We start from the raw sequence: 11,243 nt of genomic DNA, 5'->3' as shown, positions 1-11,243 counted from the left end.
GAACCGGCGGCCGCCCGTGAGACGTTGTTCCCACAGGCCCGGTACGGTCGGGCAGTCCCAGCGCGCGCACGAGATCGGGAGCCCCATGACCACCGCCGCCACCCGCCGCAGCGATCAGCGGATCAGTCCCGTCTTCCTCGGGATCCTGGCCGTCACCGCGGTCACCGGATGGGCCACCTGGACGGGGTTCGCCGAGGAGCCGGGCGTGGCCGTGTTCCTGTTCGTGACGGCGGCCTGGGTCGTGTCGCTGTGCCTGCACGAGTACGCACACGCGCGCACCGCCCTGCACGGCGGCGACATCACCGTGGGCGCCAAGGGCTACCTCACGCTGAACCCGTTGAAGTACACGCACGCCCTGCTCAGCATCGTGCTGCCGGTGGTGTTCCTGATCATGGGCGGGATCGGGCTGCCCGGCGGCGCCGTGTTCATCGAGCGGGGCCGGATCCCGGGGCGCTGGCGGCACAGTCTGGTCTCGGCGGCGGGGCCGCTGACGAACGTGCTGTTCGCGGCGGTGTGCACGGCCCCGTTCTGGCTGGGCGCGCTGGACGGCGTGCCGCAGGACTTCCGCTTCGCGCTCGCGTTCCTGGCCCTGCTCCAGGTCACCGCCGCGATCCTGAACTTCCTGCCGGTGCCGGGCCTGGACGGGTACGGGGTGATCGAGCCCTGGCTGTCGTACAAGGTCAAGCGGCAGGTGGAGCCCTTCGCGCCGTTCGGGCTGCTGTTCGTGTTCGCGCTGTTGTGGGTGCCCTCGGTCAACGCGGTGTTCTTCGATCTGGTCGACGCGGTGCTGCGCGGTCTCGGCGTCAGCGACTTCGACTCCGCCCGGGGCTGGGACCTCTACCACTTCTGGTCGTGAGCCGGCCGGGCACCGGTCGGCGACCGCCCCGCTACCGCTGCTGAGCGTGGGTCATCCTGCTCCGGCGCAGGTAGTACCAGCCCATGTTGGACGACAGTCCGGCGAGCAGGATCCACACGATCCCCAGCCAGCTGCCGCGCACGAAGGACACCACCGCGGCGGCCACGGCCAGGACGCACACGGCGAGGGCGAAGAGGGCGAGACGCCGGGCCTGGCCGGCGGGGGACGGGGAGGGCATGGCGGTCGGCTCCTGGAGGGGGGACACTGCGGCACTGCTGGTGCCACCAGTGTCCCCCATGCCTCACACGTCGGTGACCCGGAGTCCCGCGTGCGCCTTGTAGCGGCGGTTGACGGAGATCAGGTTCGCGACCAGCGACTCCACCTGGTGGGCGTTGCGCAGCCGGCCCGCGAAGATGCCGCGCATGCCGGGGATGCGGCCGGCCAGCGCCTGGACGAGCTCCACGTCGGCGCGCTCCTCGCCGAGCACCATCACGTCGGTGTCGATCGCGTCGACCTCCGGGTCCTGGAGCAGCACCGCCGACAGGTGGTGGAAGGCGGCGGCGACCCGCGAGTCGGGCAGCAGCGCGGCGGCCTGTTCGGCGGCGCTGCCCTCCTCCGGCTTCAGCGCGTAGGCGCCCTTCTTGTCGAAGCCGAGCGGGTTGACGCAGTCGACGACCAGCTTGCCCGCGAGCTCCTCGCGCAGGGCCTGCAGCGTCGCGCCGTGGCCCTCCCAGGGCACCGCGACGATCACGATGTCGCTGCGGCGCGCGCATTCGGCGTTGTCGGCGCCCTCGATGCCGTGCCCGAGTTCGGCGGCGGCGTCCCGGGCGCGTTCCGCGGCACGCGAGCCGATGATCACCTTCTGGCCCGCGCGGGCGAGCCGGTAGGCGAGGCCCTTGCCCTGCGGCCCGGTTCCGCCGAGGACGCCGACGACCAGCCCGGAGACGTCGGGCAGGTCCCACGGGTCCTTGGCGGGGGCCTTCGCGGGAGTCTGTGCAGCACTGTCGGTAGAGGTCATGGGCCGACTGTACGGCGGCCCGGGCGGCCCGGGGCGGTCAGGTGAGCCGCGTCACGGGCACCCGCCGCAGGACGATGCGCTGGTATGCGCCGAAGTCTCCGGTCTCGTACTGGAGTCGGAGACCTGCGTGGCCGTCGCGGCCCGCGCGGAAGGGAACGGTGGCCTCGGTCATCCGGGCACTGTCACCGAGGCGGGCGAATCGCGGGTGAACCGCGGGTCAGGAGCGCGCGGTTGGTGCACCATGCGGACCCATGGACGCCGTACGTGTCGCCTTGCTGCGTGAAGTGCTCGCCGGGACCGAGTGGCTGGGGGCCACCAGACGGTTCGCGGGGTCGCTGCGCGGGTCGGTGGTCTCGCACGGGGGCGGGCTGCTGCTGGTGGGCACGCCGGAGTACGAGCCGTGGCACCTGACCGCGCACCTGGTGGACGAGGCCGCGTGGTCGGGAACGCCGGAGCTGGCGCCGACGCTGGTCCGGCACGACGCGCGCGCGTCCGATCCGGCGCACCTGGCGGTCGGGCCGGGACGGCTGACCGCGGTGCGGCGGGGCGAGACGCTGCTGGTGGTGTCGCCGGGCGGGCCCGGTGCCCCGCTGCTGGAACGGGTGCACGACGCGCGGCGGGCCGGTGCGACAGTGCTGGCCCTCGGCCCCGGCGAGGGGGAACTCGTCGCGATGGCGCACGAGTCGCTGGCCGTGCCGGAGGGCTCGGAGCTGGACCTGGACACCGTGCAGCATCTGGTGAGCGCGGCGGCCGGGGACAACTCCCTGCCCGCGCCGCGGGGCCGACGACGCTTCCGGGACCGGCTGGCCCGACTGGCGGACCAGCTGACGGCTCCCCCACCGGCGCCCTGGTAGGAGGCGGGGCCCCTCCGGGACCGGCCGGCCGGGCGGTGCCAGTGCCCCGGCAGGACCATCGGGAGCCGGCCGGGCGGGCGGGCGCGCCGGCGCCCTGGCCCGCACCCTCCCGAACCGGCCCTGTTCTCGTACAGCTACGGCGAACGGACATGTAGCGCTGTGTGACTGCTGTGGTCGTCGTTTCCCCTCGCCCGAGGCCGGCAAGCGGAACTGTCCGGGGGTGGAGCTCTCACCCCCGGACCGTCAACCCCTTTTCGCCAGAAGCTCGTTCGCCTTGACGATCGCCGACTTCCAGGTGTCACGGGCCGCGGACAGCGCCGTGACGTTCTTCTCGATGAGCTTGTTCTGGTACTCGGCCTCCACCGCCGAGCGGACACCGACGTAGTCCACCCGCTGCTTGCACTTCACATCCGTGGAAGCGACGGTGATCTCCTGCGGCTTCGCCGTTCCCGCGGCGTCGCTGTCCTTGCTTCCGTCGCCCCCCTCGCCGGCCGTCCACGCCGGATCGCCGGCGGCCGCCAGCGGGTCCTTGTAGTCGTAGCCCGACTCCTTCATGCAGGCGGCCCAGCGCTGGTTGAGGCTGCTGACCCGGGGGTCGTTGCCGGCCTGCTGCGAGGCCTGGAGGTTCACCTTGTTGAAGGTGGAGTCAAGGGTGGCGGCATCACCCAGGCCAAGCTTCCGACGCGTCTCACCGAGACATCCGCCCTGCGGGACGTTCTTGCCGTTCACCGACGATGGGCCTTCGCCCTTGTAGAGCGTCATGGCGGCGGGCGAGACGTTCGCGTAGTGCGCGCGCTGCCTCACGGTCTCCTGCTCGGCCTGGCGGGCCGTCATCCCCTTGGGAAGCGGGGGATGGTAGCCGAAAACGGCCACCGACTCAGGGTCGGTCACCCCGTAGAGGCGGGCGTTGGAGTTCAGGTTCCGGGGGGTCGGCGGCAACGGCGCCGGCCAGTCGAAGCCGTACTCCTTCATGCAGTCGCCCGCCAGGGTGGCGACGGCCTGGCTGAGGGCCTCCCGCTCCTGCGCGGTGACGGTGTACGAGTCCACGGGCAGGCTGATGGCGACGCCGCCCCAGGTCTTCGACGCCTGCAGCTTGTAGGGCTGCGTGCCGGTGGCGGGAACCTGGGGCTTCTCGCCGGCCCAGCACCCCACGGCCGTCCAGGCGAGAGCGGCGACGAGCAGCAGCCCGCCCGCTCCGTTGCGTGTGATCATCATCCGGGGCAGTAGGCGTTGTTCTCGAAGCAGTGGGAGGAGATCGCGTTGTCGTCGCCGAAGACCGCCATGTCCCACAGGTCCAGGCCCGGGTCGGCGTGCGTTCTGGAGCCCGTGTAGTTCTGGCCGGTGTAGACGTCGATGGAGTTGACGTAGTCGCGGTTCTTGACCGACGAGATCGTGTTGTCGATCAGCACCGAGGTGCCGTAGTAGGTGGACCCGTCGTAGTTGGTCTTGCTGTACAGCGTGTCGTAGATGCCGCCGCCGAAGTCGGCGTAGCGGTACAGACAGATCTCGCCGCCGTTGCTGGTCTCGCAGGAGCCGTTGTAGCTGCCGGCGTCGGCGGTCCCGGCGGCACCGGCGATCAGCGCACCGGCGGCGGCCAGGACAACGGCGGCCTTCCTGAAGTTCCTCATGGTGGATTCCTTCTCGGTCGGACGGGTCAGGACGGGCAGTAGGCGTTGCTGCTGAAGCAGTGGGAGGAGATCGCGTTGTCGGTGGCGCCGTCCCAGAAGACCGCCATGTCCCACAGGTCCAGGCCCGGGTCGGCGTGCACTCGCAGGCCGGTGTAGTTCTGGCCGGTGAAGACGTCGATGGAGTTGACGTAGTCGCGGTTCTTGACCGACGAGACGGTGTTGTCGATCAGCACCGAGGTGCCGTAGTAGGTGGACCCGTCGTAGTTGGTCTTGCTGTAGATCGTGTCGTAGATGCCGCCGCCGAAGTTGGCGTAGCGGTACAGACAGATCTCGCCGCCGGCGCTCTCGCAAGAGCCGTTGTAGCTGCCCGCGCTGGCAGTGCCCGCGCTGCCGACGAGCAGCGCGCCCATGGCTGTTACGGCCAGGGCGACGCTTCGCAGTCTTGACATGAACTCATCCTCCCCTAGTTCGACGGCCGAGTAGATCAGTCGACAAACAAGCAGTTCAAGGGCCGTTTTGAGTCAACGCGGCGAGAAGTAAATGTCGTTGACGATCATCTGGAGGGGGTGTTCCACTGATGGGTGCTCATGCCGTCCGCGGGCGGCACAACCATGGTCAAACGGCAGGGAGTTCGGAGTGTCGGACGAAGGTGGGCGGGGCGGTATCGCGCGTCGGCGCAGGGCAGTGGCCGTTCTCGCGGTGGGCGCCTTCGTGCTCTCCGGGGCCGGCCTGTGGGGGGCCTCGTTCGTGCAGTCGCCGGCGCAGGCCGCGGCGGAAGCCGCGCCTCCCGAGCCCGACGTCCTGACCGCGCCCGTCGAGCGCCGGATCCTCTCCGACACCGTGGTGACCCGGGGAACGGTCTCCGCCTCGCAGACCGTCGACATCGCCCCCGCAGCGTCCGCGGCCGAGGGTGGCAAGCCGGTCGTCACCAAGGTTCTGGTCCAGGCCGGCAAGACCTTCAAGGCCGGCCGGGTCCTCATGGAGATATCCGGCCGGCCGGTGTTCGTGCTGACCGGCACGCTGCCGGTGTACCGGGATCTCAAGCCTGGCGCCCACGGGGAAGACGTACGGCAATTGCAGAAAGCCCTGGACGGTCTCGGACACGGCGTAGGCGGCGACAAGAAGGGCGTGTACGGGCCCGGGACGAAGGCCGCGGTGGCCGCCTTCTACGCCTCCATCGGCTACGACCCCGTACTCGTCGGTGGCGAGAGCGGCGCGGGCGGCGAGGGAGGCGATCCGGTCGAAGCGGCCCGCAGCCAGGTGAAGACCGCCGAGCGCGCGCTCGCCGTGCTGACGTCGGGCAAGGGGAAGGAAGAGGCATCCGGCGACCAGCTGAAGTACGCCCGCGAGGACCTGGCCGAGGCACGGAAGAAGCTGGCCGCCGCGGAAGCCGTGTCGGGCGCCATGGTCCCCGCATCCGAGGTGGTCTACCTTTCCGGCTTCCCGGCCCGGGTCGACGTGGTCAACGCCAAGGTCGGCGGTGACATCGGTGAGAAGCCCATGACCGTCTCGGCCGGCCGACTCGTGGTGAAAGGCACTCTCGCCTCCCACGAGAAAGGCCTGGTGAGGGCCGGGCAGAAGGTACGGATCCTCTCCGAGACCACGGGCCAGGAGGCCACTGGCGTCGTCTCCTCGGTCTCCGAGGCGCCTGTGACGGCCGCGTCCGACGGGGAACCCGCCGGCGACACCCCGCAGGGGCAGGGCTACACCCTTGAAGTGCGCCCCGACAAGGACCTGCCGGCGACCCTCGCGGGCCAGGACGTACGGCTCACCGTGGAAGCGGCGACCTCGGCCGGCAAGGTGCTTGTGGTTCCCGTCTCCGCGATCTCGGCCGGTGCCGACTCCCGTACCACCGTGACCGTCCTTCGAAACGACGGGACGCGCCGCCGGGTGGAGGTCCGTCCGGGTACCTCGGGCGACGGATACGTGCAGGTCACGCCCGTGGACGGCACGCTCTCCGAGCGGGAGCGGGTGATCGTCGGCGTCGGTGCGAACGGCGGTGCGGGGGCCGGTGACGGCGGCCTCGGGGCCGGCAGCGCTACGGATGTTCCGGGGGCCCAGGGATGACCGATACGTCGAAGGACGCCGCGGACGCGGATCCCGCCCCCGCCGATGTCCCCGTCATCGACTTCAGAGGTGTGACCCTCACCTACCCAGGAACGCCTCCGGTCAAGGCGCTGCGCCCTTTCGACCTCACGATCCGCCGCGGTGACTACCTGACGATCGTCGGGCCGTCAGGCTCGGGCAAGTCGACGTTCCTCAACATCGCCGGACTCCTCGACCGGCCGAGCGGGGGCACCTACCGGCTCGACGGCATTGACACCGCCCGGCTCAGGGAGAGCCAACGCGCCGGATTGCGCGGCAGTCGCATCGGCTTCGTCTTCCAGAGCTTCCATCTGCTGCCCCACCGCTCCTCGCTGGAGAACGTCATGCTGGCCATGACGTACAACGGCATACCGCGAGCCGAGCGTGTCACCCGGGCGCGAGAGGCACTCCACCGAGTCGGTCTCGGCCACCGGGTCGACGCCGTCCCCACCCGGATGTCCGGCGGTGAGCGGCAACGCGTCGCCATCGCACGGGCGTTGGTGAACCGACCGTCACTGCTGCTGTGCGACGAGCCGACCGGAAACCTCGACACGGCAACCGCGCAGCAGATTCTCGGACTGCTCGACGAACTCCACGCGGACGGCATCACCCTGATCGTCATCACCCATGATCCCGAAGTGGCCGCCCGGGGCATGCGTACCCTGAGCATCCGGGACGGCCTGTTGCACGAACGGATACCGGCATGAGGCGCCCCACCCGCTCCGCGCTTCCGGGGCTCCGCCGGAAGCGCGCATCCGCGATCCGTGCTTCGCGGCTCTCCCCACGCGACATGCTGGCCGAGGCGACGGCCGGGATACTTCAACGCCCCGGCCGCTCGGCCCTGACCGCGCTCGGTACCGTCCTGGGCGTGGGCACCTTCGTCGCCGTGCTGGGTCTGACATCCACCACCTCCCAGCAGATCGACGAGCGTTTCAATGCATTGACCGCGACCGAGGTGACGATCGAGGACACCGGCGGTGAGCAGCCGGAGTACGTGCAGAACGCGTTCCCGGCCGACGCGGACGCCCGCATCGAGCGGCTGAACGGGGTGCGCGATGCGGGCGTCTACTGGTCGGTGCCGCTGCCGGAGGGGCGGGGGGTACGGTCCGCGCCCGTCGGTGAGCCCGGGGAGGAGACCCAGAGCCAGGTCGTCGCGGCGTCACCCGGCGCCCTGGCCGCCGCAGGCCCCCACCTCCAGCAGGGCAGGATCTTCGACGCGTACCACGACCGGGAGGCGCAACAGGTCGCCGTGGTCGGTTCCGGTATGGCGGCCCGACTCGGCATCACCACCTTGGAGACGGCTCCCGCGATCTTCATCGGCGGAGACGCCTTCACGGTGATCGGCATCATCGACGAGGTCGACCGGAAGTCGGACGTGCTGCTCTCCGTCGTGGTCCCGCGTGCCACCGCCGAGCGTGTCTGGGGCGGGCCCGCGAGCGGTAACCGCGCCAAGATGCTGATCTCCACGGATCTCGGCGCCGCCCAGCAGGTCGCCGGCGAGGCGGCCCTCGCACTCGATCCCGCGCACCCCGACTACTTCCAGGCCGTTCCGCCACCCGACCCCAGGGCTCTCAGGACGGCGGTCACGTCGGACCTCGACCAGCTCTTTCTGCTCCTTGCGGCCATCTGTCTGCTGATCGGCGCGGTGGGCATCGCCAACACCACTCTGGTGGCCGTACTCGAACGCACCGGAGAGATCGGCCTGCGCCGCGCACTGGGCGCCCGCAGTCGCCACATCACCCTCCAGTTCCTGGCCGAGTCGGGAGCGCTGGGCTCCCTCGGCGGACTGGTCGGCACCAGCCTCGGCACCTTCGCCGTCATCGGCACCGCGATAGCGCGCGAATGGACCCCGGTCATTGATCCCGCCACCGTCGTGGCGGCCCCTGCCATCGGCCTGCTGACCGGGGTTGTCGCCGGACTCTATCCGGCCTGGCGGGCCAGCCGCATCCAGCCGGTGGAAGCGCTGCGGCGCTAGGCCCTGTCGTTCGGATCAGGTCGGCTGTGAAGCGCGGTGCCTCATGGCCGACCCGAGCGGGGTCTGGTGCGTGCGGATGCAGGCGGAGCAGGGAGCCGACGCGATGGGGGTCCCCCCGCGCGAGCGCAGCCGAGCATGAGGGAGTCAGGGACCGAAAAGCGTTTGCTCGCGGTCGCCGGACCGGTCGAGCATGGGTCCTCGTGACCGACGACTCCCCCGGCCGCGCCGCCGAGGCCGCCGAGGCCCCTTCCGGCCTGCGCTCCCTATTGCCCGACCTCGCACCGTGGCGGGCCTCCGCCGATTTCCGGCGGCTGTGGGTGTCGGGGGTGATCTCGACGTTCGGGAGCTTCCTGACGTTCGTCGCGCTGCCGGTGCAGGTGAAGGAACTCACCGGGTCCGCGGCGGCGGTGGGGGCGATCGGCGCGGTGGAGCTGGTGCCGCTGATCGTGTGCGGGCTGTACGGGGGTGCGCTCGCCGACGCGCTGGACAAGCGGAAGCTGATCATCTGGACGGAGGCCGGCCAGGGCCTGCTGTCCGCGGTGCTGCTGGTCGACGCGCTGCTGCCGCACCCGGCCGTGTGGCCGCTGTACGTCGTCGCCGCCCTGTCGTCCGCGCTGGTGTCGGTGCAGCGGCCGGCGCTCGACTCGCTGTGGCCGCGGATCGTCGCCCACGAGCACATGCCGGCCGCGGTGTCGCTGAACTCCCTGCGCTGGACGGTCGGCGGGGTGGCGGGCCCGGCGCTGGCCGGCGTGGTGGTGGCGTACGCGGGCCTGGGCTGGGCCTACGGCGCGGACCTCGCCACCTTCGCGGTCTCCGTCGTGCTGATCGTCCGCATCGCCGCCGCACCCCCTTCCCGTGAGGCCGCGAAGCCGTCGTTGACGGCGATCCTCGAGGGCGCCCGGTACGCGTGGGGCCGCAAGGAACTGCTCGGCACCTACGCCGTCGACCTCGCGGCGATGTTCCTGGCGATGCCGCTGGCGGTGCTGCCGTTCCTCGCGGACGAGCTGGACGCGGAGTGGTCGCTGGGGTTGATGTACGCCGCCGTCCCGGCCGGGTCGCTGGTGGTGAGCCTGACCAGCGGCTGGACCTCGCGCGTCCACCGGCACGGCCGCATGGTGGTCCTGTCGGCCGCCCTGTGGGGCCTGGCGATCGCGGCCGCCGGCGTCGTCGGCGACGTGTGGCTGGTGCTGCTGTTCCTGGCGGTGGCGGGCGCCTGCGACATGGTCAGCGGCATCTTCCGCGGGGCCATGTGGAACCAGACGATCCCGGACGAGCTGCGCGGCCGGCTCGCCGGGATCGAACTGCTGTCGTACTCGGTCGGGCCGACCGTGGGGCAGGTCCGATCGGGCGGTTTCGCCGCCTGGTGGGGCGTGCGCGCGTCCGTGTGGTCGGGCGGGCTGCTGTGCGCGGGCGCGGTGGGGCTGCTGGCGCTGTGCCTGCCGAAGCTGATGCGGTACGACGTGCGGACGAACGAGCACGCGGTGCGGCTGCGCGCGGGGCGCGCGGCAGCCGCACCGGCCGAGGCCTGATCAGGCCGTCAGTCCTCGGTCGCGCCTCCGCCGGTGGGGGCGTCGTGCCACTTGGGGTCGTTCTCCCACTGGAGGTTGCGCTCGCGCGCGGTCTGCATCGCGTGCTCGGCCTCCTGCCGGGAGGTGTACGGACCGAAGCGGTCCTTGGCCGGGCACTCCGGGCCCTCCTCGACCTTCTTGTGCTCCAGGCAGTAGAACCACTCGCCCGGCTTGCCGACCGTCCGCTTCTTGAACAACGCCATGACCCGCTCCTCTCGCCACCGACATGTTCCCCGATGACCGCTGGTTAGACTCGCTTGCATGTCTGGCCAGTCGCTGCTCGTACCAGGCGAGCTCTCTCCCACCCGTCAGGTGCCCGGAAACATCCGCCGCCCCGAGTACGTCGGCAAGCCCGCGCCGACGCCGTACACCGGCCCGGAGGTGCAGACCCCGGAGACCATCGAGGCGATGCGCGTCGCGGGGCGGATCGCCGCGCGGGCGATGGCGGAGGCGGCGAAGCTGATCGCGCCGGGCGTCACCACCGACGAACTGGACAAGGTGGCGCACGAGTACATGTGCGACCACGGCGCCTACCCCTCGACGCTGGGCTACCGCGGCTTCCCCAAGTCGCTGTGCACCAGCGTCAACGAGGTGATCTGCCACGGCATCCCGGACTCGACGGTGCTGCGCGACGGCGACATCGTCAACCTCGACGTGACGGCGTACATCGGCGGGGTGCACGGCGACAACAACGCCACGTACCTGGTCGGCGACGTCGACGAGGAGAGCCGGCTGCTGGTGGAGCGGACCCGCGAGTCCCTGAACCGCGCGATCAAGGCGGTCAAGCCGGGCCGCCAGATCAACATCATCGGCCGGGTCATCGAGTCGTACGCCAAGCGCTTCGGCTACGGCGTGGTCCGGGACTTCACCGGGCACGGGATCAACTCGTCGTTCCACTCGGGCCTGATCATCCCGCACTACGACAGCCCGCACGCGACGACGGTGATGCAGCCGGGCATGACGTTCACCATCGAGCCGATGCTGACGCTGGGGACGCACGAGTACGACATGTGGGACGACGGGTGGACGGTCGTCACCAAGGACCTCAAGCGGACGGCGCAGTTCGAGCACACGCTCGTGGTGACCGGGACCGGCGCGGAGATCCTCACCCTGCCGTAGCCGACGGGCCGGGGGCCCCCCCCCCAAGGGGAGGGGGGGGGGGGGGGGGGGGGGGGGGGGGGGGGGGCCGGTCCCGGGGGCGAAGATACTGGTGGGGGGGGGAGAAAGCCCCCAAGGGGACCACGCCCCAATACAGCGCC

The 11,243-nt window shown here is 71.0% G+C and carries 14 protein-coding genes; 7 read left to right on the top strand and 7 right to left on the bottom strand.

Annotation, left to right across the window (positions count from 1 at the left end; all coding sequences use genetic code 11):
• Positions 1 to 85: 85 nt before the first annotated feature.
• On the top strand, positions 86 to 856 hold the full coding sequence (locus ACZ5GT_RS27215; RefSeq protein ID WP_469031540.1) for a site-2 protease family protein: 771 nt from the start codon (positions 86 to 88) through the stop codon (positions 854 to 856).
• Positions 857 to 887: 31 nt separating this feature from the next.
• Here the strand turns inward: ACZ5GT_RS27215 and ACZ5GT_RS27210 are convergent, their stop codons facing one another.
• From ACZ5GT_RS27210 to ACZ5GT_RS27200, 3 genes are read right to left on the bottom strand one after another with little or no spacing between them, the layout of a single operon-like run.
• Complete coding sequence (locus ACZ5GT_RS27210) at positions 888 to 1,154, bottom strand: hypothetical protein (RefSeq protein WP_469031539.1); 267 nt, start codon at positions 1,152 to 1,154, stop codon at positions 888 to 890.
• Positions 1,155 to 1,157: 3 nt separating this feature from the next.
• Positions 1,158 to 1,874, bottom strand: coding sequence for an NADPH-dependent F420 reductase (gene npdG / locus ACZ5GT_RS27205; protein ID WP_469031538.1), 717 nt, complete (start codon positions 1,872 to 1,874; stop codon positions 1,158 to 1,160).
• Between the two features lie 37 nt (positions 1,875 to 1,911).
• A complete protein-coding gene (locus ACZ5GT_RS27200; protein ID WP_469031537.1) occupies positions 1,912 to 2,046 on the bottom strand; it encodes a hypothetical protein in 135 nt (44 codons plus the stop codon).
• Between the two features lie 79 nt (positions 2,047 to 2,125).
• Between ACZ5GT_RS27200 and ACZ5GT_RS27195 the strand changes: the two genes are divergently transcribed.
• Positions 2,126 to 2,728 carry a hypothetical protein gene (locus ACZ5GT_RS27195; protein WP_469031536.1) on the top strand — a complete coding sequence of 201 codons (603 nt, stop codon included), beginning with the start codon at positions 2,126 to 2,128 and terminating at the stop codon, positions 2,726 to 2,728.
• A 243-nt stretch (positions 2,729 to 2,971) separates the two neighbouring features.
• Here the strand turns inward: ACZ5GT_RS27195 and ACZ5GT_RS27190 are convergent, their stop codons facing one another.
• Genes ACZ5GT_RS27190 through ACZ5GT_RS27180 form a run of 3 tightly spaced genes read right to left on the bottom strand, consistent with a single transcriptional unit; the run spans position 2,972 to position 4,805 of the window.
• Entirely contained in the window at positions 2,972 to 3,943 is a 972-nt protein-coding gene (locus ACZ5GT_RS27190) for a hypothetical protein (protein WP_469031535.1), read from the bottom strand.
• A complete protein-coding gene (locus ACZ5GT_RS27185; RefSeq protein ID WP_469031534.1) occupies positions 3,940 to 4,356 on the bottom strand; it encodes a peptidase inhibitor family I36 protein in 417 nt (138 codons plus the stop codon). The genes ACZ5GT_RS27190 and ACZ5GT_RS27185 overlap by 4 nt, the downstream gene beginning before the upstream one ends.
• Before the next feature lie 26 nt (positions 4,357 to 4,382).
• On the bottom strand, positions 4,383 to 4,805 hold the full coding sequence (locus ACZ5GT_RS27180) for a peptidase inhibitor family I36 protein (RefSeq protein WP_469031533.1): 423 nt from the start codon (positions 4,803 to 4,805) through the stop codon (positions 4,383 to 4,385).
• 187 nt (positions 4,806 to 4,992) lie between these two features.
• Between ACZ5GT_RS27180 and ACZ5GT_RS27175 the strand changes: the two genes are divergently transcribed.
• The 4 genes from ACZ5GT_RS27175 to ACZ5GT_RS27160 all read left to right on the top strand — a co-directional run bounded on the left by ACZ5GT_RS27175 (position 4,993) and on the right by ACZ5GT_RS27160 (position 9,945).
• On the top strand, positions 4,993 to 6,423 hold the full coding sequence (locus ACZ5GT_RS27175) for a peptidoglycan-binding protein (RefSeq protein WP_469031532.1): 1,431 nt from the start codon (positions 4,993 to 4,995) through the stop codon (positions 6,421 to 6,423).
• Positions 6,420 to 7,148 (top strand): ABC transporter ATP-binding protein, encoded by a 729-nt coding sequence (locus ACZ5GT_RS27170; protein WP_469031531.1) that lies wholly within the window; start codon positions 6,420 to 6,422, stop codon positions 7,146 to 7,148. Before ACZ5GT_RS27175 ends, ACZ5GT_RS27170 begins: the two co-directional genes overlap by 4 nt.
• A gap of 83 nt (positions 7,149 to 7,231) precedes the next feature.
• The gene (locus tag ACZ5GT_RS27165; protein ID WP_469031530.1) at positions 7,232 to 8,416 is read left to right on the top strand and encodes an ABC transporter permease; all 1,185 of its coding nucleotides are present in this window, start codon (positions 7,232 to 7,234) and stop codon (positions 8,414 to 8,416) included.
• Between the two features lie 200 nt (positions 8,417 to 8,616).
• Positions 8,617 to 9,945 (top strand): MFS transporter, encoded by a 1,329-nt coding sequence (locus ACZ5GT_RS27160; RefSeq protein WP_469031529.1) that lies wholly within the window; start codon positions 8,617 to 8,619, stop codon positions 9,943 to 9,945.
• Positions 9,946 to 9,953: 8 nt separating this feature from the next.
• Here the strand turns inward: ACZ5GT_RS27160 and ACZ5GT_RS27155 are convergent, their stop codons facing one another.
• Positions 9,954 to 10,187, bottom strand: a complete 234-nt coding sequence (locus ACZ5GT_RS27155) for a hypothetical protein (protein WP_469031528.1) — start codon at positions 10,185 to 10,187, stop codon at positions 9,954 to 9,956.
• A gap of 58 nt (positions 10,188 to 10,245) precedes the next feature.
• On the opposite strand from ACZ5GT_RS27155, the gene map reads away from it, so the two are divergent.
• A complete protein-coding gene (gene map, locus ACZ5GT_RS27150; RefSeq protein WP_469031527.1) occupies positions 10,246 to 11,103 on the top strand; it encodes a type I methionyl aminopeptidase in 858 nt (285 codons plus the stop codon).
• Positions 11,104 to 11,243 lie beyond the last annotated feature (140 nt).

Source organism: Streptomyces sp. NPDC031340 (genome assembly GCF_055569945.1).
This window is presented reverse-complemented; position numbering and strand designations above follow the sequence as displayed.

Coding starts and splice junctions, on each gene's coding strand:
- ACZ5GT_RS27155 (WP_469031528.1), bottom strand. CDS start 10,187: ATGGCGTTGTTCAAGAAGCGGACGGTCGGCAAGCCGGGCGAGTGGTTC.
- ACZ5GT_RS27185 (WP_469031534.1), bottom strand. CDS start 4,356: ATGAGGAACTTCAGGAAGGCCGCCGTTGTCCTGGCCGCCGCCGGTGCG.
- ACZ5GT_RS27210 (WP_469031539.1), bottom strand. CDS start 1,154: ATGGGGGACACTGGTGGCACCAGCAGTGCCGCAGTGTCCCCCCTCCAG.
- ACZ5GT_RS27190 (WP_469031535.1), bottom strand. CDS start 3,943: ATGATGATCACACGCAACGGAGCGGGCGGGCTGCTGCTCGTCGCCGCT.
- ACZ5GT_RS27195 (WP_469031536.1), top strand. CDS start 2,126: ATGGACGCCGTACGTGTCGCCTTGCTGCGTGAAGTGCTCGCCGGGACC.
- ACZ5GT_RS27180 (WP_469031533.1), bottom strand. CDS start 4,805: ATGTCAAGACTGCGAAGCGTCGCCCTGGCCGTAACAGCCATGGGCGCG.
- ACZ5GT_RS27165 (WP_469031530.1), top strand. CDS start 7,232: ATGCTGGCCGAGGCGACGGCCGGGATACTTCAACGCCCCGGCCGCTCG.
- ACZ5GT_RS27170 (WP_469031531.1), top strand. CDS start 6,420: ATGACCGATACGTCGAAGGACGCCGCGGACGCGGATCCCGCCCCCGCC.
- npdG (WP_469031538.1), bottom strand. CDS start 1,874: ATGACCTCTACCGACAGTGCTGCACAGACTCCCGCGAAGGCCCCCGCC.
- ACZ5GT_RS27215 (WP_469031540.1), top strand. CDS start 86: ATGACCACCGCCGCCACCCGCCGCAGCGATCAGCGGATCAGTCCCGTC.
- ACZ5GT_RS27200 (WP_469031537.1), bottom strand. CDS start 2,046: ATGACCGAGGCCACCGTTCCCTTCCGCGCGGGCCGCGACGGCCACGCA.
- map (WP_469031527.1), top strand. CDS start 10,246: ATGTCTGGCCAGTCGCTGCTCGTACCAGGCGAGCTCTCTCCCACCCGT.